Origin of the sequence: Frigoribacterium sp. CFBP 8766 (assembly GCF_014841435.1) — a bacterium.
Taxonomy (GTDB): domain Bacteria; phylum Actinomycetota; class Actinomycetes; order Actinomycetales; family Microbacteriaceae; genus Frigoribacterium.
On the sequence record NZ_JACYTX010000006.1, the window covers coordinates 120,916 to 145,225 of the forward strand.

Annotated in this window: 27 protein-coding genes; 9 read left to right on the plus strand and 18 right to left on the minus strand. The window is 72.6% G+C overall.

All coding sequences use genetic code 11. The features are described from left to right. Positions 1-244: 244 nt before the first annotated feature. Positions 245-1,408 carry an inorganic phosphate transporter gene (locus tag IFT90_RS14830; RefSeq protein ID WP_192042985.1) on the plus strand — a complete coding sequence of 388 codons (1,164 nt, stop codon included), beginning with the start codon at positions 245-247 and terminating at the stop codon, positions 1,406-1,408. After that, positions 1,405-1,785, plus strand: coding sequence for a hypothetical protein (locus IFT90_RS14835; RefSeq protein WP_207106323.1), 381 nt, complete (start codon positions 1,405-1,407; stop codon positions 1,783-1,785). Before IFT90_RS14830 ends, IFT90_RS14835 begins: the two co-directional genes overlap by 4 nt. Before the next feature lie 151 nt (positions 1,786-1,936). Here the strand turns inward: IFT90_RS14835 and IFT90_RS14840 are convergent, their stop codons facing one another. Continuing rightward, entirely contained in the window at positions 1,937-2,905 is a 969-nt protein-coding gene (locus tag IFT90_RS14840) for a GlxA family transcriptional regulator (RefSeq protein ID WP_192042987.1), read from the minus strand. A 97-nt stretch (positions 2,906-3,002) separates the two neighbouring features. Here IFT90_RS14840 and IFT90_RS14845 point away from each other — a divergent pair, with 97 nt between their 5' ends. Together IFT90_RS14845 and IFT90_RS14850 are read left to right on the plus strand one after the other, a co-directional pair. Next, entirely contained in the window at positions 3,003-3,668 is a 666-nt protein-coding gene (locus tag IFT90_RS14845; RefSeq protein ID WP_192042988.1) for an HD domain-containing protein, read from the plus strand. A 137-nt stretch (positions 3,669-3,805) separates the two neighbouring features. Next, complete coding sequence (locus IFT90_RS14850) at positions 3,806-4,855, plus strand: LLM class flavin-dependent oxidoreductase (RefSeq protein ID WP_192042989.1); 1,050 nt, start codon at positions 3,806-3,808, stop codon at positions 4,853-4,855. A 207-nt stretch (positions 4,856-5,062) separates the two neighbouring features. Here IFT90_RS14850 and IFT90_RS14855 read toward each other — a convergent pair whose 3' ends face one another. Next, a complete protein-coding gene (locus IFT90_RS14855) occupies positions 5,063-6,043 on the minus strand; it encodes a helix-turn-helix transcriptional regulator (protein ID WP_192042990.1) in 981 nt (326 codons plus the stop codon). Between the two features lie 101 nt (positions 6,044-6,144). Between IFT90_RS14855 and IFT90_RS14860 the strand changes: the two genes are divergently transcribed. Continuing rightward, the gene (locus IFT90_RS14860; protein ID WP_192042991.1) at positions 6,145-6,837 is read left to right on the plus strand and encodes an SDR family NAD(P)-dependent oxidoreductase; all 693 of its coding nucleotides are present in this window, start codon (positions 6,145-6,147) and stop codon (positions 6,835-6,837) included. 156 nt (positions 6,838-6,993) lie between these two features. Here IFT90_RS14860 and IFT90_RS14865 read toward each other — a convergent pair whose 3' ends face one another. The 14 genes from IFT90_RS14865 to IFT90_RS14930 form a co-directional block, all read right to left on the minus strand. Then, a complete protein-coding gene (locus IFT90_RS14865) occupies positions 6,994-7,179 on the minus strand; it encodes a hypothetical protein (protein WP_192042992.1) in 186 nt (61 codons plus the stop codon). A gap of 119 nt (positions 7,180-7,298) precedes the next feature. Continuing rightward, positions 7,299-9,278 (minus strand): cytochrome c oxidase assembly protein, encoded by a 1,980-nt coding sequence (locus tag IFT90_RS14870; RefSeq protein ID WP_123548598.1) that lies wholly within the window; start codon positions 9,276-9,278, stop codon positions 7,299-7,301. 140 nt (positions 9,279-9,418) lie between these two features. Continuing rightward, positions 9,419-9,706, minus strand: coding sequence for an HU family DNA-binding protein (locus tag IFT90_RS14875; RefSeq protein WP_043595940.1), 288 nt, complete (start codon positions 9,704-9,706; stop codon positions 9,419-9,421). A gap of 138 nt (positions 9,707-9,844) precedes the next feature. Continuing rightward, complete coding sequence (gene rpsN / locus IFT90_RS14880) at positions 9,845-10,150, minus strand: 30S ribosomal protein S14 (RefSeq protein WP_056058637.1); 306 nt, start codon at positions 10,148-10,150, stop codon at positions 9,845-9,847. Between the two features lie 2 nt (positions 10,151-10,152). Beyond that, entirely contained in the window at positions 10,153-10,320 is a 168-nt protein-coding gene (gene rpmG / locus IFT90_RS14885; RefSeq protein ID WP_043595944.1) for a 50S ribosomal protein L33, read from the minus strand. Next, positions 10,320-10,556, minus strand: coding sequence for a 50S ribosomal protein L28 (gene rpmB / locus IFT90_RS14890; RefSeq protein ID WP_123548488.1), 237 nt, complete (start codon positions 10,554-10,556; stop codon positions 10,320-10,322). Before rpmB ends, rpmG begins: the two co-directional genes overlap by 1 nt. A gap of 237 nt (positions 10,557-10,793) precedes the next feature. Then, positions 10,794-11,231, minus strand: coding sequence for a Fur family transcriptional regulator (locus IFT90_RS14895; protein ID WP_133738809.1), 438 nt, complete (start codon positions 11,229-11,231; stop codon positions 10,794-10,796). Between the two features lie 39 nt (positions 11,232-11,270). Further along, complete coding sequence (locus IFT90_RS14900) at positions 11,271-12,188, minus strand: metal ABC transporter permease (protein ID WP_192042993.1); 918 nt, start codon at positions 12,186-12,188, stop codon at positions 11,271-11,273. After that, entirely contained in the window at positions 12,185-12,991 is an 807-nt protein-coding gene (locus IFT90_RS14905; protein ID WP_370544969.1) for a metal ABC transporter ATP-binding protein, read from the minus strand. The genes IFT90_RS14900 and IFT90_RS14905 overlap by 4 nt, the downstream gene beginning before the upstream one ends. Before the next feature lie 71 nt (positions 12,992-13,062). Further along, entirely contained in the window at positions 13,063-14,070 is a 1,008-nt protein-coding gene (locus tag IFT90_RS14910; protein ID WP_192042995.1) for a metal ABC transporter solute-binding protein, Zn/Mn family, read from the minus strand. A 75-nt stretch (positions 14,071-14,145) separates the two neighbouring features. Next, a complete protein-coding gene (locus tag IFT90_RS14915; protein WP_192042996.1) occupies positions 14,146-15,684 on the minus strand; it encodes a 2-oxo acid dehydrogenase subunit E2 in 1,539 nt (512 codons plus the stop codon). A gap of 13 nt (positions 15,685-15,697) precedes the next feature. Further along, positions 15,698-16,663 carry an alpha-ketoacid dehydrogenase subunit beta gene (locus IFT90_RS14920; RefSeq protein ID WP_244638810.1) on the minus strand — a complete coding sequence of 322 codons (966 nt, stop codon included), beginning with the start codon at positions 16,661-16,663 and terminating at the stop codon, positions 15,698-15,700. 95 nt (positions 16,664-16,758) lie between these two features. Beyond that, positions 16,759-17,916, minus strand: coding sequence for a thiamine pyrophosphate-dependent dehydrogenase E1 component subunit alpha (locus tag IFT90_RS14925; protein ID WP_123548494.1), 1,158 nt, complete (start codon positions 17,914-17,916; stop codon positions 16,759-16,761). A gap of 30 nt (positions 17,917-17,946) precedes the next feature. Further along, positions 17,947-19,017: a histidinol-phosphate transaminase gene (locus IFT90_RS14930; RefSeq protein WP_192042998.1), complete on the minus strand. Its 1,071-nt coding sequence runs from the start codon at positions 19,015-19,017 to the stop codon at positions 17,947-17,949. 30 nt (positions 19,018-19,047) lie between these two features. On the opposite strand from IFT90_RS14930, the gene IFT90_RS14935 reads away from it, so the two are divergent. The 3 genes from IFT90_RS14935 to purB are packed head-to-tail and all read left to right on the plus strand — an operon-like array spanning position 19,048 to position 21,331. Next, the gene (locus IFT90_RS14935) at positions 19,048-19,452 is read left to right on the plus strand and encodes a phage holin family protein (RefSeq protein ID WP_123548496.1); all 405 of its coding nucleotides are present in this window, start codon (positions 19,048-19,050) and stop codon (positions 19,450-19,452) included. 50 nt (positions 19,453-19,502) lie between these two features. Then, the gene (locus tag IFT90_RS14940) at positions 19,503-19,952 is read left to right on the plus strand and encodes a low molecular weight protein-tyrosine-phosphatase (RefSeq protein WP_146905901.1); all 450 of its coding nucleotides are present in this window, start codon (positions 19,503-19,505) and stop codon (positions 19,950-19,952) included. Next, positions 19,949-21,331: an adenylosuccinate lyase gene (gene purB / locus IFT90_RS14945; protein ID WP_192042999.1), complete on the plus strand. Its 1,383-nt coding sequence runs from the start codon at positions 19,949-19,951 to the stop codon at positions 21,329-21,331. Before IFT90_RS14940 ends, purB begins: the two co-directional genes overlap by 4 nt. A 387-nt stretch (positions 21,332-21,718) precedes the next feature. Here the strand turns inward: purB and IFT90_RS14950 are convergent, their stop codons facing one another. Beyond that, positions 21,719-21,964, minus strand: coding sequence for a hypothetical protein (locus tag IFT90_RS14950; protein ID WP_123548498.1), 246 nt, complete (start codon positions 21,962-21,964; stop codon positions 21,719-21,721). Beyond that, complete coding sequence (locus tag IFT90_RS14955) at positions 21,961-22,770, minus strand: DUF308 domain-containing protein (RefSeq protein ID WP_192043000.1); 810 nt, start codon at positions 22,768-22,770, stop codon at positions 21,961-21,963. Before IFT90_RS14955 ends, IFT90_RS14950 begins: the two co-directional genes overlap by 4 nt. Positions 22,771-23,117: 347 nt before the next feature. On the opposite strand from IFT90_RS14955, the gene IFT90_RS14960 reads away from it, so the two are divergent. Continuing rightward, positions 23,118-24,233: an acyl-CoA desaturase gene (locus tag IFT90_RS14960; protein WP_192043001.1), complete on the plus strand. Its 1,116-nt coding sequence runs from the start codon at positions 23,118-23,120 to the stop codon at positions 24,231-24,233. Positions 24,234-24,310 lie beyond the last annotated feature (77 nt).

The following is a 24,310-nucleotide window of genomic DNA, read 5'->3' on the forward strand; positions in this document are numbered from 1 at the left end:
AGCCCGGTCGGCCAGTCCTGACCACTCGAGGCCGCGCCGCGCCTCCGGCGGGCAGAGGGGCACCCGCACCCGTCGGCGCAGCATGTGCATGCCGTGCATGATTCTCCCGTTGTTCACCGACGCGGCCCGCCCGCGGGCCTAGCGTCACCGGTGCAGGAGCAGCGCCCGTCATCGCGACGGGACCCGCACCTCCTGCCTCCGGACGGGCACCCGTCCCGGAGCGGACGACAGAGGGGCGACATCCATGGACGTCTTCGTCACGGTCATGCTGGTGATCGTCGTGGCGCTCGTGTTCGACTTCACGAACGGGTTCCACGACACGGCCAACGCGATGGCCACCTCCGTCGCCACCGGGGCCCTGAAGCCCAAGGTGGCGGTGCTGATCTCGGCCGTGCTCAACCTCGTCGGGGCGTTCCTCTCGACCGAGGTCGCGAGCACCGTCTCGAACGGCATCATCCGCGAGGGCGACGGGGGAGTGCAGGTCACCCCGACGATGATCTTCGCCGGCCTCGTCGGCGCCGTGATCTGGAACCTCGCGACCTGGTACCTCGGCCTGCCCTCGAGCTCGTCGCACGCCCTGTTCGGCGGGCTGATCGGCGCCGCCGTGATCGGTGCGGGCGTCGGCTCGGTCGACTTCGGCGTCGTCCTCTCGAAGGTCGTGCTGCCCGCGCTCATCTCGCCCCTGGTCGCCGGCACGGTGGCGCTGGTCGCGACCTACGCGGCCTACCGCATCACGAAGCAGGCGACGCTGCGCGGCTCGACGGCCGGGTTCCGGCACGGCCAGACGATCAGCGCCTCCCTGGTCTCGCTGGCGCACGGCACGAACGACGCGCAGAAGACGATGGGCGTCATCACGCTCACCCTCATCGCGGCCGGTTACCAGGGCGCGGGCACGACGCCGCAGCTCTGGGTCGTCCTCGCCTGCGGGCTCGCGATCGCGCTCGGCACCTACCTCGGCGGCTGGCGGATCATGCGCACCGTCGGCAAGCGCATCACCGACGTCCAGGCGCCGCAGGGCTTCGCGGCGGAGACGAGCTCGGCCGCGACGATCCTCATCTCGTCGCACCTCGGCTTCGCGCTGTCGACGACCCAGGTCACCTCCGGCTCGATCGTCGGGGCGGGCCTCGGCAAGAAGCTCGCGACCGTGCACTGGGGGGTCGTCGGCAAGATCGCCTCGGCCTGGGTGATCACGCTCCCCGCGGCGGCGCTCGTCGGCGGCGTCAGCGCCTGGCTCGCGAGCACCAGCACCGTCGGGCTCGTCCTCGTCGCGGTCCTCGCGCTCGCCGGGGGCTCGGCCTTCGTGTTCCTCGCCCGTCGCCACCCGGTGACGCACGAGACCGTCAACGACAGCGAGGAGGCGCCCGCCGCGACCCAGCCGGCCGGCGCCTCCCGCGGACAGGGAGAGTGACCGTGTTCCTCGGAGTGGACTGGGGCGCCTTCGTGGTCGTCTTCGTGGTGGCGCTCGCCGCGACCGCCGTCATCGTCACGTTCTTCGCGCTCGGCATCCGGCTGTTCGCCGCGGGGGCGACCGAGGCCGTCGCCGGCGGCCCGGTGCCGGACGAGGCCGGCGCCGGAAGCGGCGCCGGCGGTGCAGGAGCTGCTGCGCTCGCGGGAGGCGCTGGTCACGCAGGAGGCGCTGGTCGCCCAGGAGGCGCCGGTCGCCTCCCGGCAGCACCCACCGCCCCTCGCTCGCTCCCCGCCACCGTCGGGGGTGCGGCCTGCTTCGCCGTCGGCATCGCCGCCGTGCTCGCGGGCCTGTGGCTGATCGTGCCGCAGTTCCACTGACGCCGTCCTGCGGGGCCGGCCCGCGCCTCCTCGGCTCGCGCCTCGGGGTGACGGTGTCGAGTGGTCGGAAGCGGTCCTTCCCGAGCCGCCGGAGGACAGTTCGCGACCACTCGACTCTCGGCCCGCAGGGCAGGCGGCGAGCAGGCAGCGGTCAGGCGGCGTCGGCCGCGTCCGCCCCGCGGAACGTCGCCCGGTAGGCACGCGGCGTCGTCCCGAGCACCCGCGTGAAGTGGTGCCGCAGCACGGCGGCCGACCCGAACCCGGCCTGCCCGGCGACGGCGTCGAGCCCGAGGCCGGTCACCTCGAGGAGGTGCTGGGCCCGCAGGAGGCGCTGCCTCGTCAGCCAGGCGGCCGGCGTCGTGCCCAGCTCGGCCTTGAACCGGCGGGCGAAGGTGCGGGGCGACATGTGGGCCCGCGCGGCGAGGGCCTCGACGGTCTGCTCCTCGCCGAGGTGCGCGAGCATCCAGTCGGTGAGGGGAGTCAGCGAGGCGTCGGCCTCCTTCGGCAGCGGCGTCTCGATGAACTGGCTCTGGCCGCCGTCGCGGTGCGCGGGCACGACCATCCGGCGGGCGACGACGTTCGCGGCGGCGGCCCCGGCGACCCGACGGACGAAGTGCAGGCACGCGTCGATGCCGGCGGCGGTGCCGGCGCTCGTGATGACCTTCCTGTCCTCGACGAAGAGCACGTCGGGGTCGACGGTCGTGCCGGGGTGCTCGCGCTGCAGCCGCTCGGCGTACATCCAGTGGGTGGTGGCGCGACGGCCCTCGAGGATCCCGGCGTCGGCGAGCACGAAGGCGCCGCTGCAGACGCTGATCAGCCAGGCGCCGCGCGCCTCGGCGGCGACGAGCAGGTCGCGCACGGCGGGCGAGAGCGTGCCGTCGGCCCCGTAGCTGCCGAGCGCCGGGACGCACACGACGTCGGCGTCGGCCGCCGCCTCGAGGCCGTCGGGGACGGCGATGCCGAAGCCCTGGTTCGTGGCGACGACGCCCGGGCGCTCGGTGACGACGCGGTGCTCGAACGACGGGCCGCCGTCGGCGCTGCGGTCGAGGCCGAAGACCTCGCAGAGCACGCCGAACTCGAAGGGGGCGACGCCGTCGGCGACGAGGGTGACGACCTTCATGCGGTCCACGGTGCCTCCCGGCATCTGGCAGTGCTGACGTGTTCGTTGGCGATCCTGCCACTGGTCGGGGCCAGCGTCCACTCGTAGGTTCGGGGGCATGTCGTCCGTCCCACCCTCGTCCGCCTCCGCCCCCTCGTCTCCGTCCGCCTCCTCGTCCGCCGTCGCGCGCCTCCTCGTCCCGCCCACCGACGTCGCCGCCCGCGCCCGGGAGGTCACCGCGGCCCACGCCAGCCCCGCCCTGCTCGGCCACAGCGTGCGCTCGTGGGCGCTCGCCGCCGAGCTCGGCCGCCGTGAGTCCGTCGCCTTCGACGCCGAGCTGCTCTGGGTCGCCTCGCTGCTGCACGACCTCGGCCTCGTGCCGTCGTTCGACGCGCACGCCGTCGACTTCGAGCACGCCGGGGGAGCCGTCGCCCGCGTCTTCGCCGCCGGAGCCGCCTGGCCGGAGCCCCGACAGCGACGTCTGGCTGAGGTCGTCGAGCGGCACATGTGGACGTCGGTCGACGTCGCGCTCGACCCCGAGGCGCACCTGCTCGAACGGGCGACCAGCCTCGACGTGAGCGGCACAGGAGGTGCGGACTGGGACGTGGCGTTCGTCGCCTCCCTGGTCGCGGCCGTCCCGCGGCTCGGCTTCGCCGCCGAGTTCGCCGCGGCGATCGGCGACCAGGCCGAGCGCAAGCCGGGCAGCCAGGCGGGCCGCACGGTGCGGGGCGGGATGCCCGGGCGCATCGCGGCCAACCCGCTCGACCGCCCGCTGAGCGCCTGAGCGCCTGAGCGGCGGCCGCGGTGGCGGCGGTCCGACGGGCTCCGCCACCGCGCGCCGTGGAATGCCCAGCCTCCGGTCACGGTTCATCCCGTAAGATCATGCACACGCATGAAACGCAGCGGATCGGAGCGCACCCCATGGCACACCCCCTCGAGTTCGGACTCGACACCTTCGGCGACGTCACCGAGCGTCCGGCCGGCGTCGACGGTGCAGGCGAGCTCGTCTCGCACGCCCAGTCGATCCGCGACCTCGTCGAGCAGGCCGTGCTCGCCGACCAGGTCGGCCTCGACTTCATCGGCGTCGGCGAGCACCACCGCGTCGACTTCGCGGTGAGCGCGCCCGAGGTCGTCCTCGCGGCGATCGCGGCCCGGACCGAGAGGATCCGCCTGGGCTCGGCCGTGACGGTGCTCAGCTCGGACGACCCCGTCCGTGTCTACGAGCGCTTCGCGACGGTCGACGCGCTGTCGAACGGGCGTGCCGAGGTCATCCTCGGGCGTGGCTCGTTCACCGAGTCGTTCCCCCTCTTCGGCCTCGACCTGCAGGACTACGAGGTGCTCTTCGAGGAGAAGATCCAGCTCTTCGCCGAGCTCCTCAAGGACGAGCCCGTCACCTGGCAGGGCACCAAGCGCGGCGCCCTCAGCGACCAGTGGGTCTACCCGCGCCCCGAGAGCGGCACGCTGAAGACCTGGGTCGGCGTCGGCGGATCGCCGCAGTCGGTCATCCGGGCGGCCCACTACGGCCTGCCCCTCTTCCTCGCGATCATCGGCGGCCAGCCCGCCCAGTTCGCGCCCTACGCCGACCTCTACCGCCGTGCCCTCGGCGAGTTCGGCAAGGAGTCGCAGCCCATCGCGATGCACTCGCCCGGCTTCGTGCTCGAGACCGACGCCGAGGCGAAGGAGGTGCTGTTCCCGTACCAGGAGGCGCAGACGAACCAGCTCGGCAGCGAGCGCGGCTGGCCCCCCTACTCGCGGGCGCAGTACGAGCAGAGCGCGGGCCCGCAGGGCGCCCTCTACGTCGGCTCGCCCGAGACGGTCGCGACGAAGATCGCCCAGAACATGGCGCTGCTCGGGGCCACGCGCTTCGACATGCGCTACAGCATGGGCCGCCTGCCGCACGCCGAGATGATGCGCAGCATCGAGCTCTACGGCACGAAGGTGGTGCCGTTGGTCCGCGAGATGCTCGCCTAGCCGACCCGCGCCTCCTCGGACCCTGCGCCCGGCCCCGTGCACCTCGCACGCGGCCGGGCGCACTGCTGCCCACTCGGGCTCGGGCTCGGGCCCGAGCTCGACGTCGATGGCCGCAAATGCCGACAGCCAGGCATCAAAACGGCGTTCTGCGACCGGAAATGCCACTATTGCGGGCTCCCCGGTCGGCATTTGCAGTCCGCGCTGTGCCTAGGGCGCCGAGAGCGACGAGGAGGCGGGGGCCGTGTCGGGCGTCTCGCACACGTCCCCGGAGACCCCCACGGCGCCCACGGCTCCGACCCGCAGGAAGTCGAGGGCCGCGGCCGCGGGCGTGCCCTCGGCGGCGGTGTACGCGACGATCGCGAGCTCGCTGCCCGGCACCGTGAACACGTCGCAGTCGAGCTCGAGCGGTCCGACCAGCGGGTGGTCCATCACCTTGCGCGAGGACTCGTGCACGCCGACCGCGCCCCGGGCCCAGAGCTCGGCGAACGCGGGCTCGGACGCGAGCAGCCCGTCGACGAGCGCGCGCAGGCGGGGGTCGGTCGGGTGGTCGACGAGCGCCCGGCGCAGGTCGGAGACGAGGGCGGCCCGGAAGCGGGCGCCGCCCGAGCCGTCGAGGTGACGGGTCCGCACTGCCGTGTCCGCGCCTCCTGCGCTCGTCCGTGTCCTGTCCTCCGCCGCGGCGGCAGCCGGGTCGGCCTCGCGACGGGCGTCGCGGAACGCCCGGACGACGATGTTCCGCTCCCCCGCCGGCCAGCCCTCGGGGTCGCCGAGCAGGCGCCCCCAGAGCGGGCTCCAGGTGAGCAGGTCCCAGGAGGCGCTGAAGACCGCGACGGGTGTCTCGCGCAGCCGTCCGACGAGCCGTTGCACGCCCGGGGGGATGTGCCGCGAGACGACGGCCGACGTCGGGGGCAGCAGGCCCGCGCTGCGGAACAGGTGGTCGCGCTCGGCGTCGTCGAGCTGGAGGGCGCGGGCGAGCGCGGTGGCGACCTGGTCGGACGGGTGCCGGGCCCGGCCCTGCTCGAGCCGGACGACGTAGTCGACCGAGAGCCCGGCGAGGGCGGCGAGCTCCTCGCGGCGGAGGCCGACGGCACGGCGTGGACCGCCGACGGGCAGGCCGGCGTCGGAGGGGGCGAGGCGGGCGCGCCACGTCTTCAGCAGCCAGCCGAGCTGGTCGTCCTGTGCAGGCATGCGCTCATCCTCTCCTCCCCAGCGAGGTGCTGCCTGGTACTGGCAGTCCTCCTGCCGGGGCGGGCCACGCGCGCGTCGGCGGCGGCGCGCAGACTCGACCCATGACCACGACACTCATCACCGGATCCAACAAGGGCCTCGGCCTCGAGACCGCCCGCCGCCTGCTCGCCGAGGGCCACACCGTCTGGATGGCGGCGCGCGACGAGTCGCGCGGGCAGCAGGCCGCCGACGAGCTCGGCGCGCGCTTCGTGCAGCTCGACGTCACCGACGACGCCTCGGTCGCCGCGGCCGCCGAGCTCGTCGGGGCCGAGGGCGGGCTCGACGTGCTCGTCAACAACGCGGGCATCACGGGGTCGCACGCCGACCCCGCCGACCTGACGGGCGCCGACGCGCTGCTCGTCCTCGACACCAACGTCGCCGGCATCGTCCGCACGACGCACGCGTTCCTCCCGCTGCTCCGCGCGTCCTCGGCGCCCGCGATCGTCAACGTGACGAGCGGGCTCGGCTCGTTCACCGCGGTGCACGACCCCGACCGCATCGAGTCGACCGTGGTGGCGCCCCTCTACACGGCGTCGAAGTCGGCCGTGACGATGCTCACCGTCCAGTACGCCAAGGCGCTGCCGGGCATCCGGGTCAACGCGGCCGACCCCGGCTACACGGCGACCGACCTCAACGGCAACAGCGGGCACCAGACCGTCACCGAGGGCACCGACGCGATCGTCGAGCTGGCGACGCAGGGGGCGGACGGGCCCACGGGCACGTTCATCGACCGCAGCGGCGTCGCGCCCTTCTAGGCGGTCGCCGGCGGATCGTCTGGTCGCGGCCGCCCGGGCGCACGGCTCTCGGCGGCGTGCCGGGGGCTGTGCCTCGGGTCCGACCGTCCAGGCTTCGCCTTCGAGTCCGGTCGAGCTCGGCGGGACCGTCGGTGCGGCAGTGCCTCGCTTCGGCGCCTAGCGAGTGCCCGCGTCGCTCGCCTGAGCCGCGTCGGAGGCCGACTGCTGCTGGTGCTGCGGCGTCGGCTGCGGTGCGGCGGACTCGCCCGCGTCGCGGTGCGGCAGCGTGCCGCCGAAGAGGGTCGCGGCGGCGATGCCGAGCACGACGACCCCGAGCTGAGTGCGTGCGATCGTGCTGGCCATGGGGCGTCCTCCCGGTCGGGGCGCCTCGTGACGTCCGGGTCCGATCCAAGCCGCCGCGCGCCTCCTGCACGACCCCCAGAGCGAGCGCCCCTCGCACGGGGCGCAGCCCGCGCCGCGGCTCAGCCCCGGTCGCTCCGCGCCAGCGCCCCGAGCTGCTCGTTGTAGGCGGTCAGCTCGGCGTCGCCGTCGCGGTCGGCCTGGCGGTCCTTGCGCTTGGCCTCGCGGCCGTCGCTGCGGCTCCACATGATCGCGACGATGATCGCCATCGTGACGGTCGGGATCTCGCCGACGCTCCAGGCGATGCCGCCGGCGGCGTACTGGTCCTGCATCGGGGTCGGCCCCCAGGTGCGTCCCATGGCGCCGTACCAGTCGGCCAGGAACAACCCGGTCGCCGTCATGATGCCGATGCCGAAGAACGCGTGGAACCCCATGGTCGCCAGCAGCACGACGAGCCGCATCGGGTAGGGCAGGCGCCCCTTGACGGGGTCGATGCCGATCATCGACTGCACGAAGAGGTACCCGACGATCAGGAAGTGCACGATCATCCAGTAGTGGCCGAGGTGCGTCGTCGTCGCCCAGCTGAACAGCGACGTGTAGTAGAAGACGAAGAGCGACCCGGCGAAGAGCACGGCGGCGACGATCGGGTTGCTGATCACGTGCGCGTAGCCCGAGTGCACGAGGATCATGATCCACTCGCGCGGCCCCCGCGTGCCGTCCGTCCGCTTGCGGATCGCCCGCAGCGCGAGCGTGGCCGGCGCACCCGGCACCAACAGCAGCGGGATCACCATGCCGAGCACCATGTGCGACAGCATGTGCGCGCTGAACAGGTACGGCTCGTACACGTTCGGGGCGCCGCTCGTCACGTAGAAGAGCACGAGCAGCCCGGCGACCCACGAGGCCGTGCGGCCGAGCGACCAGCTGTCGCCGCGACGGCGCAGGCGCACGACGCCCGCGATGTAGAAGAAGATCCCGAAGGCACAGACGAGGGCCCAGAGCAGGTCGACGTTCCACTCCGTCAAGTAGCGGATCGGCGTGAGCTCGCGCGGCAGCGCCTCCTCCGTGAGGATCTCGGCCGGGGTCGGGGCGGCGAGGTCGCTGGCCGCCACCTCCTCGACCGGGGTCGCGGTGCGGGCGAGCGCGGACGCGACGCCGGAGGCCAGGCCCATGAAGGCCAGCTCGGCCGTGACGAACCACCAGAAGAACCGGGCTGTCCTGGCCGGCTGGGTCTCCATCCGCCTGACCAGGTACTGCCGCTGCACGACGCCGAACAGCCCGAGCGCGACCAGGGCGAAGGTCTTCACCAGCACGAGCACGCCGTAGCCCGTCGACAGCGCCGCCCAGTCGCCGATGCGCAGCGCCGCGCTGCCGACGCCCGAGACGGCCACGACGACGAAGCAGATGATCGCGAGGGTCGAGTACCGCGCCAGCACGACGCCGATGCGGCCCTTCTCGAGCGTGCTCCGCAGCAGCACGAGCGCGACGAGCCCGCCCAGCCAGACGGAGGCGCCCTCGAGGTGCAGCGCGAGGTCGGTCACGGCGGCGTCGTGTCCGCTCGAGCCCGCGGCGTGGCCCTGCTGGGCCAGGGGGATGAGCCCGCCGCCCGCGAGCACGGTCAGGGCGACGAGCGCCCAGATGTTCCGCAGCACGAAGCTGAGCACGGTGACCGCCGCCGCGATCAGGGTCGTGATGAGCCAGGCGCGGCCCAGCTCGGTGTCGGTGAGGAAGAAGGCGAGCGTCCGGCCGAACTGCTCGTCGAGGGTGACGGGCACGTTGGCGACGCTGAGGAACGTGAAGAAGCTGGTGGCCGCGGAGGCGACGGTCCAGAACCCGGCAGCGCCGGCGGCGATGTCCATGGCCCGCTCGAACTCGGGCCGGTCGCGGGACAGGGCGAAGCAGGTGAGGAACAGCGTGCCGATCGTGACGGCCGCGCCGATGTTGCCCAGCATCTTGGCCATCGGCAGCCCGTAGCGCACGACCTGCCCGGGGTCGACGACGAGCGGCGCGTCGGCGGCGCCGCCGAACTTCAGGGCGGCGACGAGGGCCGCGAACGCGACGACCACGAGCAGTGCGGGCCCGGCCGTGCGGGAGAGTCTGGGCATCGGTCCCATGCTAGGTCGCCCCGACTGGGAGCGGGAGCGGTCCGCTCGCCGCCGAGCGACCTCGTCCGCCCCGGGAACGCGAGAGAGGGCGGCGACCGGAGTCGCCGCCCTCTCCCGGGTGCTTCGTGAGAAGCGGAGGACTACTTGACCGCAGCCTTGAGCTTGCTGCCGGCGCTGACCTTGACCGAGTCGCTCGCGGCGATCTCGAGGGCCTCGCCCGTCTGCGGGTTGCGACCCGTGCGAGCGGCGCGGTGCGTCTTCTCGAAGGCGATCCACCCGGGGATGGTGACCTTCGTGCCGTCGGCGACCGACTTCGACACGACGGAGAAGAAAGCGTCGACGACGCCGCTGACGGCGGCCTGGCTCTGGCCGGACTCGGAAGCGACAGCTGCGACGAGCTCGGTGCGGTTCAGTGACTTGTCAGCCATGTGGTGTCCTCCTCGGACTTCGTTCGGTGAGACATGACACGGCGTTCACCGTGCCTGTTCGGATCAGGCGGCAGGGCCGAGGGCCCTCCGCCCGTGTAGCTCAGCCCCGGGGCCTGGGCCCCGGGAAACGGCTCGAACCTACCAGGAAGACTTCGTGATGCCCGGAAGCTCACCACGGTGTGCCATGTCGCGGAAGCGCACGCGGCTGATGCCGTACTCCTTGAGGTGGCCGCGGGGGCGACCGTCGATCGCGTCGCGGTTGCGGAGGCGGACCGGCGACGCGTCGCGCGGCAGCTTCTGCAGGCCGAGACGAGCGGCCTCGCGGCTCTCGTCGGTGCCGGCCGGGTCGACCAGGGCCTTCTTCAGCTCGAGGCGCTTCTCGGCGTAGCGCGCGACGATGACGGCGCGCTGGTCGTTCTTGGCGATCTTGCTCTTCTTGGCCATGCTTAGCGCTCCTCGCGGAATTCGACGTGCTTGCGGATGACCGGGTCGTACTTCTTGAGAACCAGGCGGTCGGGGTTGTTGCGACGGTTCTTCTTGGTCACGTACGTGAAACCGGTGCCCGCCGTCGAGCGGAGCTTGATGATGGGACGGACGTCCTGCTGACGAGCCATTAGATCTTCTCCCCACGAGCGAGCAGGTCCTTGACGACCGACTCGATGCCACGAGCGTCGATGACCTTGATGCCCTTGGCGCTGAGCTGGAGGGTCACCTTCCGGCGCAGCGACGGCACGTAGTACGTCTTCTTCTGGATGTTCGGGTCGAAACGGCGCTTGGTGCGTCGGTGCGAGTGCGAGATGTTGTGGCCGAAACCAGGAATGGCTCCGGTCACCTGGCAGGTTGCTGCCATGATTTCCTCCGTAGGTACCGTAGGAGCTCGCCGTCCGGGGACGACCGACTCCTACCCAAGGTCACTTGTCGGCGCGCGTCACCCCGCTCGGTCCGCATGACGGGCCGTGGTGCTCGGGGATCGGTGCACATGGGCGCAGAGAGCGCCCAACCAAAGGAAGAGCTTACGCGACACGCCCGACCCGGGTCAACTGCGTGCCTGGTGGGCAGGGGGACCCCAGAGCCCAGGAGGCGCGGCTCAGCCGGCAGCGCCGCCGCGCGTCACGGCGGGGTCGCGTCCCGCGGCCTTCTCGGCCGTGCACGCCGCGCAGGTGCCGAACACGTCGACGATGTGCTGGGCCTCGGTGAAGCCGTGCTGGGCGGCGACCTGGCGGGCCCAGGTCTCGACCGCGTCGGCCTCGATCTCGACCGTGGTGCCGCAGGTGCGGCAGATGAGGTGGTGGTGGTGCGTGCCCGGGGTGCAGGCTCGGTAGAGGCTCTCGCCCTCCTGCTGCAGCGAGTCGGCGGCGCCGTCGGTGGCGAGGTCCGCGAGCGCGCGGTAGACGGTGGCGAGACCGATCGGCGACCCCGTCTCGCGGAGCTGCCCGTGCAGCGACTGGGCGCTGACGAAGCCCTCGCTGCGGCCGAGCGCCTCGCGCACGGCCTCACGCTGCCACGTGTTCCGCTTGGCTACCACTGCGCACCTCCGTGCCTCGGTCGTGCAGGTCCGACCACGTCAGGCCTCCGTCGTCGTCGAGGGTACCGGCGCGGCCTGGGGGCGACCGGTGCCGCCTCCGCGGCCTGTCCGCCCGCCTCCTCGGCTCTCGCGTCGCCCGCCGACGATGCGGCAGACGAGCCAGATGAGGAACGAGATGGTCGTGACGTACGGGCTGATCGGCAGGCCGCCGCCGAGCGCCAGCAGGATGCCGCCCACCACGGACACGACCGCGAACACGACGCTGAGCACGGGCACGAGGCGCGGGTCGACGGTGAGCCGCAGGGCTGCCGCCGCAGGAGTGACCAGCAGCGCGAGCACGAGCAGGGCGCCCACGATCTGCACCGAGACCGCCACCGCGAGGCCGAGCACGAGCATGAAGACGAGGCCGAGCGCCCGCACCGGGATGCCCGCCGCCGCCGCGACGTCGGGGTCGACGCTCGCGAAGGTCAGCGGTCGCCAGATCACGAGCAGCACGACGATCACGACGGCCGAGATGGCGATGAGCCAGCCCAGCTGCGGGTTGTCGACCGACACGATCTGACCGGTCAGCAGGCCGAACTTGTTCGCCGACCGCCCGCGGTACAGCGCGAGGAACAGGATGCCGAGGCCGAGCCCGGCGGGCATGAGCACCGCGATGATCGAGTTCCGCTCGCGCGCCCGCGACCCGAGCAGGCCGATCAGCAGGGCGGCGACGACGCTGCCGACGACGGAGCCGCCCACGACGTTCGCGCCGATCAGCAGGGCCGCCGAGGCCCCGGCGAACGAGAGCTCGCTGATCCCGTGCACGGCGAACGGCAGGTTGCGGGTGATGACGAACGGCCCGATCAGGCCGCCGACGAGGCCGAGCACGGCGCCCGCGATGATCGAGTTGCGCACCAGCACGACGAGCTCGCCGAAGTCCTGGAACGAGAACAGCTGGGTCCAGAGGTCGGTCACCGCACGAGTCCTTCGTCGTCGTCGTGCTCGTCGGCGTGGTGGTCGTCGTGGCCCTGGCCGCCGACGATGACGATGCGCCCCATGGTCCGCACCACGTCGACGGGCGTGCCGTAGAGCTCGCTGAGCACGGGCGCCTGCAGCACCTCGTCGGGGGTGCCGACGCGGAACTTGCCGCCGGCGAGGTAGAGCACCCGGTCGACGACGTCGAGGATCGGGTTCACGTCGTGGGTCACGAACACGACGGCCGCCCCGCGTGCGCGTCGCTGGCGGTCGATCAGCTCCGTGACCCCGCGCTGGTGCCGCAGGTCGAGCGAGATGAGGGGCTCGTCGCAGAGCAGCAGGGCGGGCTCGGCCGCGAGGGCCTGGCCCACGCGGGCGCGCTGCTGCTCGCCGCCCGACAGGCTGGCCACGGGGGCCGAGGCGAACGAGGAGGCGCCCACCTCGTCGACGAGGGCGTCGATCGTCGCGCGCTCGGCGGCCGACTCGCGGCGCAGGCCCCAGCGGTGTCCCGTGACGCCGAGCGCGATCATGTCGCGGGTCCGCAGCGGGGTGCCCGCCTCCATCAGCCGCTGCTGCGGCACGTACCCGATGCGGCGGTGCCCGCGGCCGACCGGCCTGCCGAGGAACTCGAGGGTGCCCTCGGTGAGCTGCTGCTGGCCGAGCACGGCGCGCAGCAGCGTGGTCTTGCCCGCGCCGTTGGGCCCGAGCACGGCGAGGAACTCGCCGGGGGCCACGTCGAGGTCGAGCCCCGACCAGAGCGTGCGGTCGCCGAACGAGACGCCCGCGCCGCGCAGGCGCAGCACGGCGTCGCCGCCGCCCCCGGCCGAGGAGGCGCGGTGGGCGGCGGCAACGGAGGCGTCGGTCGTGCCGGGGGTCACTTGTCGAGCGCCGCCGTGATCGCGTCGATGTTGCTCTGCTGCCACGAGACGTAATCATCCCCTGTCGGGAGCAGCTCCGTGACCGGGACGATCGCCACGCCGGCGTCGGTGGCCGCTTTCTCGACCTGCTCGGTCTCGGGGCTGGAGGTCTGCTCGTTGTAGGCGAGCAGGTCGACGGTGCCGTCCGAGAACAGCTGCAGGGTCTCGTTCAGGGCGGCCGGCGACACGTCGTCGCCCTCCTCGATCGCCTCGGAGAAGTCGGACGGGGTCACGTTCACGAGGCCCATCGCGTCGAAGAGGTACCCGGGCACCGGCTCGGTGTAGGCGACCGACTCGCCGTCGTGGGCGGTCTTGATCTCTGCGGCCTGCGCCTCCAGGTCGGCGATCTGCTCGCCGAACGAGGCGGCGGCCGCGGTGAACGTGTCGGCCTGCGCAGGGTCGACCGCGCCGAGCTCGTCGGCGATCGTGGTGGCGAGGGCCGCCATCGAGGGGAGGCTGTAGAAGACGTGCTCGTTGAACTCGCCGTGGTCGTGCCCGTGGTCGTCGGCCTCGGCCGTCTCGTCGGCGTGCGCCTCGCCCGACTCGTCGGCGTGGGCCTCGTCGCCGTGCTCGTCCGCGTCGAGGCCGCTCACCTCGACGGCGTCGATCACGGCCGCGTCCGACCCGCTGGCGTCGAGCAGCGTGTGCATGAACTCGTCGTAGCCGCCGCCGTTCTGGACCACGACGTCGGCCCGCGAGACGGCGAGCTGCGTGCGGGCGTCGGCCTCGTACGAGTGCGGGTCCTGCGAGGGGTCGCTGATGACGCTGGTGACGTCGACCGCGTCGCCGCCGACGGTCTTCGCGATGTCGCCGTAGACGTTCGTCGAGGCCACGACGGCGATCGCGCCCCCGTCGTCCGACGACGACCCGCCGGCACCGGCGCCGTCGCCCGAGGCGCAGCCGCTCAGCACGAGCACGGCGGCGGCGGGCAGGGCGAGCAGCGACAGGGCGCGCGGTGAGGTCATGCCGCCACGCTATTGCTACTGATAATGATTGTCAAAACAGGCTGCCGCGACGGGCGGAGCCGAGGAGGCGCCCGCTCAGTCGAGCAGGAGGGCCGGCTCCTCGAGCACGCTCGCCACGTCGGCCACGAACCGGCTCGCCACGTCGCCGTCGACGACGCGGTGGTCGAAGCTCGCGCCGATCGTCGTCACCATGCGCGACCGCACCTCGCCGTCCACGACCCACGGCTTCGCCTTGATCGTGCCGAGGGCGACGATGGCGACCTCGCCGGGGTTGAGGATCGGCGTGCCGGTGTCCATGCCGAAGACCCCGATGTTCGTGATCGTGATGGTGCCGTCGCGCATGTCGGCCGGGCTCGTCTTGCCGTCGCGGGCCGTGAGGGTCAGCTGCTCGAGCGCCTGGGCGAGCTCGAGCAGGCTCATCGACTGCGCCTCCTTGACGTTCGGCACGATCAGGCCGCGGGGCGTCGCCGCGGCGATGCCGAGGTTGACGAAGTGGTGCACGAGGATCTCGCGGTCGGTCCAGGCCGAGTTCACCATGGGGTTGCGGCGCACGGCCCAGATGATGGCCTTGGCCATGATCAGCAACGGCGAGACCTTGACGCCCGCGAACTGCGGCGAGGCCTTGAGGCGCTTGACGAACTCCATCGTGCGGGTCGCGTCGACGTCGACGAAGAGGCTGACGTGCGGCGCGGTGAAGGCGGACGACGTCATGGCGGCGGCGATGGCCTTGCGGACGCCCTTGACGGGGATGCGCTCGACGCGCTCCTCGCTCCACTCGGGGGTCTCGATGTTGCGGAACACGCTGGCCTGCTGCGCGTGGCGGATGACGTCGTCGCGCGTGACCTCGCCCGCGAGGCCGGTCGGCTGCACGGTCGCGAGGTCGACCTCGAGGTCCTTCGCGAGCTTGCGGATCGGCGGCTTCGCGATGATCGGCAGCGCGAGCGCGGCGGGCACCGAGGTCGTCGGCCGGCGGCGGGCCTGCTCGGCCACGCGCAGCTGGCGCGCGTCGACCTCGCCCTGCGACGGCTTGCGGCGACGGGTCTGGCCGTGGCCGCCTGCGGCGCCGTAGCCCACGAGCACGGCGCCCGAGCCGGAGTCGGCCGACGAACCCGACGAACCCGACGCCGACGGCGCCGAGGCCGACGGAACTGTCGAGGCGGCGGACGGCACGGAGCCCGTGCTGCCGGACGCGGCCACCTCGTCGGCCGAGGGCGCAGGAGGCGCGGGCGGGGCAGCAGGGGCGGGCGCGGACTGGCGAGCGCGCTGCTCGGAGAGCGCCGCCTCCTCCTGCGCGATGATCTGGGCGGTGCGGGCCAGCGCGCCCGACTCGCCGGACGCGGCCTCGGCGGCCCGGTCGGACGGCGTGGCCGGCCCGGTGCCGTCGGCGATGGTGATGATCGGCGTGCCGACGTCGACGGTCTCGCCGCTGGCGACGAGCACGCTCTCGACGACGCCCGCGTAGGGCGAGGGCAGCTCGACGAGCGACTTGGCCGTCTCGATCTCGACCAGCACCTGGTTGATCTGGACGGTGTCGCCCGGGGCGACCTTCCACTCGACGATCTCGGCCTCGGTCAGGCCCTCGCCGACGTCGGGAAGGGAGAACTCACTGGTCACGGAGGTGTTCCTCTCAGTACGCGAGAGCGCGGTCGACGGCCTCGAGCACGCGGTCGGCGTCGGGCAGGTAGAGGGTCTCGAGCTTGGCGGGCGGGAAGGGCGTGTCGAACCCGCTCACGCGCAGCACCGGGGCCTCGAGCGAGTAGAACGCCTTCTCGGCGACCGTCGCGGCGATCTCGGAGCCGACGCTGACGAAGCCGGGCGCCTCTTGTGCGACGACGAGGCGGCCGGTCTTGCGGACCGACTCGAGGATCGGTGCGTAGTCGATCGGCGACAGGGACCGCAGGTCGACGACCTCGGCCGAGATCCCCTCGGCGGCCGCGATCTCGGCGGCCTGCAGCAGCACGCTGACCATGGCGCCGTGGCCGAGCAGGGTGACCTCGGTGCCGGTGCGGACGACGCGGCTGGCGTGCAGCGGAGCGTGCGGCTCGGCGAGGTCGACCTCGCCCTTGGGCCAGTAGCGGCTCTTGGGCTCGAAGAACATGACCGGGTCGTTCGACGCGATCGCCTCCTGGATCATCCAGTAGGCGTCGTGCGGCGTGCTCGGGCTGACGACGCGCAGGCCGGCCGTGTGCGCGAAGTAGGCCTCGGGGCTCTCCTGGTGGTGCTCGACGGCGCCGATGTGCCCGCCGTAGGGCACCCGGATGACGACGGGCATCGTGACCGAGCCCTCGTGGCGGTTGGTCATCTTGGCGAGCTGCGACACGATCTGGTCGAAGCCGGGGTAGATGAACCCGTCGAACTGGATCTCGACGACGGGGCGGAAGCCGGCCATCGCGAGGCCGATGGCGCTGCCGACGATGCCCGACTCGGCGAGGGGCGTGTCGATGACCCTGTTCTCGCCGAACTCGGCCTGCAGCCCCTCGGTGACGCGGAAGACGCCGCCGAGCGTGCCGATGTCCTCGCCCATGAGCAGCACGCGCGGGTCGTCGGCCATGGCGCGGCGGAGGCCGGCGTTGATCGCCTTGCCGAGCGGCATGGTCTCGAGGGAGGCGCGGGTCGGCTCGTCGACGTCGGAGCCGCCCTGCGGACCGGCGGCCGGCGCGGCGGCCGCGGTGGTGGTCGTCACGTCGCTCATGCGCGTCCTCCTGCAGAGTCGGAGCCGGCGTCGCCGCCGAGGCCCTGTTCGTAGTGGGTGAGCCACTCGTGCTGCTCGCGCATGACGGGGTGCGGCTCGCTGTAGACGTGCTCGAACATCAGCGACGGGTCGGGCGCGGGCAGCGACGTCGTGCGGGTGCGGACGTCGTGGCCCAGGTCGTCGCCCTCGGCCTCGAGCCCGGCGAAGAACGCGTCGCCCTCGCCGCGCGACCGGAGGAACGCGGCGAAGCGGTCGATCGGGTCGCGGGCGATCCAGCCCTGCAGCTCGTCGTCGGTGCGGTACTTGCTCGGGTCGTCGGACGAGGTGTGCGCGCCGATGCGGTACGTCATCGCCTCGATGAACCGGGGGCCGGAACCCGAGCGCGCGGCGTCGAGGTCGCGGCGGCTGACGGCGTAGCTCGCGAGCACGTCGTTGCCGTCGATCTGGGTCGCGGGCAGGCCGAAGCCCGCGGCGCGGTCGACGAGCGGCGTGCGCGACTGGCGCGAGACCGGCACGCTGATGGCCCACTGGTTGTTCTGCAGGAAGAACAGCTCGGGCGTCTGGAAGCTGGTCGCGAAGACCATCGCCTCGCTGACGTCGCCCTGGCTGGTCGCACCGTCGCCGAAGAAGGTGACGACGGCCTGGTCGACCTCGGGGTCGCCCGTGCCGCTCTTGCCGTCGAGGCCGAGGCCCATCGCGTAGCCCGTGGCGTGCAGCGTCTGCGAGCCGATCACGAGCGTGTACACGTGGAAGTTCTGGTGCTCGGCGGGCACCCAGCCGCCGTGGGTGTGGCCGCGCAGCAGGCGCAGGATGTCGACCGGGTCGACGCCGCGGGCGAGGGCGACCGCGTGCTCGCGGTACGACGGGAACAGGTGGTCCTGAGGGCGGGTGGCGTGCGCCAGGCCGACCTGGGCGCCCTCCTGGCCGTGGCTCGGCACCCACAGGGCGAGCTGGCCCTGGCGGGCGAGGGCGGCGGCCTCGCGGTCGAAGCGCCGCGTCAGCACCATGTCGCGGTGCATCGCGCGCAGCTGGTCGTCGCTCAGCGCGTCGACCCAGGGCAGGAACTCGGCCGTGTCGTCGGTGCGGACCAGCTCGCCGGCGGGCGTCAGCAGCTGGACCGTGCCGGGGCGCCGGCTCGTTTCGCTCGGGGACATGCGCACCAACCTACTAGGGCACGCATGCCCTCACACGGATGTGTTCCCCAGCACTTCCTGCGCCGCCCGCAGCACCCGCTCGACCGACTCCGGCTCGCCGATCGTGACGCGGAGGCCCTCGGGCGCGAACGCCCGGACGACCAGCCCGTGGGTCTCGAACACCTCGGCCGCGTGGGCCGTGTGCTCGCCGGTCGGCAGCCAGACGAAGTTGCCCTGGGCGAGCGGCGGCTCCCAGCCCTGGTCGACGAGGGCGCGCCAGACCTGGTCGCGCAGGACCGCGATCCGGTCCACCCGCGCGAGCAGCTCCTCCTCGTGTGCCAGCGACGCCAGCGCGGCGGCCTGGCCCTGCGCGGTCACGGCCAGCGGGATCGCCGTCGAGCGCGCGGCGTCGAGCACCGAGGAGGCGCCGATCGCGTACCCGACGCGGAGCGCCGCCAGGCCGTGCGCCTTAGAGAACGTGCGCAGCACGACGAGGTTCGGGTGCCGCTCGGTGAGCGACGGCCCGTCGACGGCGTGCTCGTCGGTGACGAACTCGGCGTAGGCCTCGTCGAGCACGACCAGGAGGTCGTCGGGGACGGCCGACATGAACTGCTCGAACTCGGTCGTCGTGACGACCGTGCCGGTGGGGTTGTTGGGCGAGCAGACGATCACCAGGCGGGTGCGCTCGCCGACGGCCGCGGCCATCGCGACGAGGTCGTGGCTGCCGTCCTCGCGGAGGGGCACCTGCACGCTGGTCGCGCCGCTGACGGTGACCAGCCCGGGGTAGGCCTCGAACGAGCGCCAGGCGTAGACGACCTCGTCGCCCGGGGCCGCGGCGGCGAGCACGAGCTGCTGCAGCAGCGAGACGCTGCCGGCGCCCACGTGCACCTCGTCGGTGGTGACGCCGAACTTGTCGGCGAGGGCGGCGCGCAGGCCCGCGGCCGTCGCGTCGGGGTAGCGGTTGACCGCGACGGCGTCGCGGAGCGCGTCGACGACGGCGGGCAGCGGCTCGAACGGGTTCTCGTTCGACGACAGCTTGAACGCGTCGGGGGCGGCCTGCTTCCCCTGGCGGTAGGCGGGCAGGGCGGCGATCTCGGGACGGAGCCTGACGGGAGCGTTCACCCGGCCACCTTAGGGCGGCATGATGGACCCATGCGATTCCTCGTGCGGCTGCTGATCAACGCCCTCGCCCTCTGGGCGACCACGTTCGTCGTCGGGGGAGTGCGCGTGGACGCGTACGGCGACGGCGGCACGACCGAGACCGTGCTGACCTACCTGCTCGTCGCGCTCATCTTCGGCATCGTCAACGGGGTCGTCGGCACGGTCATCCGCGTCGTGGCGTTCCCCCTCTACGTGCTGACCCTCGGGCTGCTCTCGCTGATCGTCAACGGGCTGCTCCTCGGCATCGTCGCCTGGATCTCGGGGCAGATCGGCTTCGGCCTCGTCGTCGACGGCTTCTGGTGGGGCGTGCTCGGCGCGCTCGTCCTCGCGGTCGTCGCCTGGCTGATCGGGATCGTGATCCGCCCGATCGTCGAGCCGAGCGACCGCCGGCGGTGAGCCGCCTCAGCGTCGTCTTCGTCTGCACCGGCAACATCTGCCGGTCGCCGATGGCCGAGGTGGTCCTGCGCGAGGTCGCCCGCCGGGCCGGTCACGCCGACTCGCTCGACGTGTCGTCGTCGGGCACGGGCGACTGGCACGTCGGCGAGGGGGCCGATCCGCGCACCGTCGAGGCGCTGCGGGCCCGTGGCTACGATGGCTCCCGGCACCGCGCCTCCCAGTTCTCGACCGCCGACTTCGCTCGTCACGACCTCGTGGTCGCGCTCGACCGGGGCCACGAACGGGTGCTCCGGTCGTGGGCGGAGAACGAGTCGGACCGCTCGAAGGTGCAGCTGCTCATGTCGTTCGACCCCCAGGGCGCGGCGCAGGGCGGCTCCGACGTGCCCGACCCCTACTACTCGGACCCGGCCATGTTCGACGACGTGCTCGCCATGGTCGAGCGAGCCTGCACCGCCCTCTTCCGCCAGATCGAACCCGCACTCCGCAAGGGACCCTCATGACGTTGCCCCCTCAGCCCCTCAGCCCGCTCGACGGCCGCTACCGCGCCTCCGTGGGGCAGCTCGGCGACCACCTCAGCGAGGCGGGCCTGAACCGCGCCCGCGTGCACGTCGAGGTCGAGTGGCTGATCGCCCAGACCGACCGCGGCGCGTTCGGCGCCGAGGCGCTCACGGCCGACCAGAAGGAGGCGCTGCGAGCGGTCGTCACCGACTTCGGGCAGCCCGCGATCGACGAGCTCGCCGGGCTCGAGGCCACGACCCGTCACGACGTCAAGGCGGTCGAGTACTACGTGCGCGCCCGTCTGTCCGAGCTGGGCCTCGACCCGATCGCCGAGCTCACGCACTTCGCCTGCACGAGCGAGGACATCAACAACCTCTCGTACGCGGTGACCGTCAAGGCCGCCGTCGCCGAGGTCTGGCTGCCCGCGCTCGACGCCGTCGTCGACGCCCTGTCGACCTGGGCCGCGGACGCCCGCGACGTGCCGATGCTCGCGCACACGCACGGCCAGCCCGCGACCCCCACGACCGTCGGCAAGGAGTTCGCGGTCTTCGTGCACCGCCTCCAGCGCCTCCGCGCCCAGGTGGCCGGCACCGAGTACCTCGGCAAGTTCAGCGGCGCCACCGGCACGTTCTCGGCGCACGTCGTCGCCGACCCGTCGGCCGACTGGCCCGAGATCTCGCGGGCCTTCGTCGAGGACGCCCTGGGCCTCAGCTGGAACCCCCTCACGACCCAGATCGAGTCGCACGACTGGCAGGCCGAGCTCTACTCGCGCATCGCCCACGTCAACCGCGTGCTGCACAACCTCGCGACCGACATCTGGTCGTACATCTCGATGGGCTACTTCACGCAGATCCCGCAGGCGGGCGCCACCGGGTCGTCGACGATGCCGCACAAGATCAACCCGATCAAGTTCGAGAACGCCGAGGCCAACCTCGAGCTGTCGTGCGCCCTGCTCGACTCGCTCGCCGCGACCCTCGTCACCTCGCGTCAGCAGCGCGACCTCACCGACTCGTCGGCCCAGCGCAACATCGGCGTCGCCCTCGGCCACTCGGTGCTCGCGCTCGACAACCTGCGTCGCGGGCTCGGCGAGATCGCCGTCGGCACCGCTGCCCTCGAGGCCGACCTCGACGGCAACTGGGAGGTGCTCGGCGAGGCGATCCAGACGGTGATCCGCGCCGAGGTCGTCGCCGGTCGCTCGTCGATCGCCGACCCCTACGCGATGCTCAAGGAGCTCACCCGGGGCAAGCGCGTCTCGCAGGCTGACCTGGTCGCCTTCGTCGAGGGGCTCGACATCGGCGCCGACGCGAAGGCCCGCCTCGTGGCGCTCACCCCCGCGACCTACACGGGCCTCGCCTCGGACCTCGTCGCCCGCCTGAGCTAGCCGCGCCGCGCTGCGGGCTGCGGGCTGCGTGCTGCGTGCTGCACGCTGCGCGCTGCGTGCAGGTCGCGCGGCGCCGCACGTTGCGGGCCGCACGCAGGTCTCTGTGTGCGACGAGGGGCCGGGTCCGCAAATGCCGACCGGGGCCCCTCCAATGGTGGCATTTCGCTGCTCTCGAGCGTGCTCAGGGTCCGATCAGTCGGCATTTGCGCTGCGGACCGTCCGCACGAGCAGCGCGCACGTGGTCAGTGGCGGCAAATGCCGACCGCAGAGCACGCAATAGTTGCTTTTCCCGGCACACGGAGTCGCTCCGAGCATGATCGGTCGGCATTTGCGACAGGTGGTCGCGAGGAGGCGCGCTGGGGTACTCGACGGGGCAGCAGGCCCGGGTCAGTGGCCCTTGGGGCGGTCCGACTCGTCGATCTCGTGGCGCTCGTCCTCGTTGGGCTTCGCGGCGAGGGCCAGCATCGCGATCACGACGAGCGCGACGATGAAGGCGATGCAGAGGAAGATCAGCGCGAGCTCGAGCTCACGGGTGGTCATCAGCACGACGAGTCCGACGAAGACGGCGAAGACGCCGCTGAGGCCCAGGAACTCGGCGGGACGGACGCGCTCGCGCCAGCTGGGTGTGGTCATGCGTGCTGTCCCTCGTCCGATGTGGGTTCGATGCTGTCGTCGGTGCTCGTGCTCGTGCTCGTGCTCGTGCGGCGGCCGGCCGGCCCCGCGTCGGTCCGTCCTGCGGCGCCGTGTCCCCCGCCGTCGTGTCCTGCGGCGCCGTGCCCCGCGTCCGTCTGCCACCGCAGCGACAGCCCGGCGATCACCAGGAACACCCCGACGACCGCGGCCCAGGCGCCGAGCACCCCCACCAGCACCGTGGACGAGGTGAGCTCGCCCTCGATCTGCTCGACGCCGCCGAGCGGCTGCGCGTAGTCGAGCGGCACCACCAGGAACACGACGCCGAGCGCCAGCGTGAGCACCCCGACGCTGATCCAGTCGCGGGCGAGCGGCGAGCGGCCGCGGCGACGCAGGCCGGCGACGAGCTCGAGGGCGCCGGCGACGAGCGCCCAGCCCGACACGAGCGCGACGAAGAACGCGAGCCCGGCCGAGGAGGCGGCGAGGGCGACCGCGCCGGCGACGACGGTCGTCACGCCCTGGACGACCTGCAGCGTGCGGCTGCTGCGGTCGTCGAGGCGCAGCAGCACGCCGACGGTGAGCAGCAGCCCGCCCACCAGGGCGGCGACGCCGAACGACACGAGCCCGACGAACGGCGAGTGGTCACGCGAGAAGGTCACGACGGCGGCCGTCACGAGGAGGGGCACCGCACGCACCAGGGGCACGGGCCAGTACGACGAGGAAGCCGCCGAGGAGCCAGCCGAGGAGACGCGGCCCCGGTCGGCCGTGTCGCCGCCGGACGGCACGGGGGGCACGGAGGCAGACGGCACGGTACTTCTTCCTGGGCGGGGCGGACCCGAGGAGTTTACCGCCCCCTCCTGGCAGGTCCCGCGCGGGACGGCGAGGGTCGCTCGCCGTCGAGCGAGGGGCCACCGGCGAGAACGACAGCGAGCGCCGGCGACGACGCCCGCGCCTCCCGCACGCGCCCGCACGCGCCCGCACGACCGTCCGCGCCCCCGCCCGCGCGACCGTCCGGTCCACCTGTGCATCCGCCCGGCATCGCTGTGCATCGCCGCCTGCGCTGGCGCTGACCCCGACCGTGCCCCTAGCGTCAGAGGCATCTGGGGCGCACCGCTCACCTCCACGGCTGGGAAGTCGACACACCCGCGGGAGCTCCATGTCCGTCATCGCACCCCCCACCGGCGCCTCCGGCCCGGTCTCGTCCGGCTTCCGGCCGACCGTCGCCGGTCGTGCCAGCAAGCCGACCAGCACCTACTCGGCCCTGCTCGCCAGCGTGCGCGAGGCGGGTCTGCTCCGCCGCCGCACCGGCTTCTACGTCACGGTCTTCGTGATCCTCGTGGCCTGCCTCGGCGGCGCCGCGACCGGCTTCGTCCTGCTCGGCTCCAGCTGGTTCCAGCTGCTCATCGCCGCGGCCCTCGGCATCATCCTCACGCAGTTCGCGTTCCTCACCCACGAGGCCGCGCACCGCCAGGTCTTCGACTCCGGCACGCGCAACGACAAGGTCGGCCGCGTCCTCGCCGCCGGCGTCGTCGGGATGAGCTACGCGTGGTGGATGTCGAAGCACACCCGGCACCACGCCAACCCGAACACCAAGGGCAAGGACCCGGACATCGCGTTCGACACGGTCTCGTTCCTCGAGGAGGACGCGGCGAAGCAGACCGGCCTCATGAAGCACCTGACGCGTCGTCAGGGGTACTTCTTCTTCCCGCTGCTGCTCGGCGAGGGCGTCAACCTGCACGTGCACTCGTTCAAGGTGCTGCTCACGAAGGAGAAGATCGAGGGCCGTGCGCTCGAGATCTCGCTGATCGCCACGCGCATGGTGCTCTACTTCGGCGCCGTCTTCTTCTTCCTGCCCGTCGGGATGGCGTTCGCATTCATCGGCGTGCAGATGGCCGTCTTCGGCCTCTACATGGGCTCGTCGTTCGCGCCGAACCACAAGGGCATGCCGATCATCCCCGAGGGCGCCAAGGTCGACTTCCTCAGCAAGCAGGTGCTCACCTCGCGCAACATCACGGGTCGCTTCTCGACCGCGTTCATGGGCGGCCTGAACTACCAGATCGAGCACCACCTGTTCCCGAGCATGGCCCGGCCGCACCTGCGTGCCGCGTCGAAGCTCGTCAAGGCGCACTGCGCCGCACACGAGATCCCCTACCAGGAGACGACGGCCGTCAAGTCGTACGGCATCGTCATCCGCTACCTGAACCGCGTCGGCCTCGCCGCGGGCGGCGACCCCTTCGACTGCCCGGCAGCGGCGCAGCTCCGCCCCCGCTGAGCGGCGCCCGGTCCTGAGCGCGACGGCGCCTGTCCCCTCGGGGGCAGGCGCCGTCGCGCTGTCCGGCTCGGCGGGTA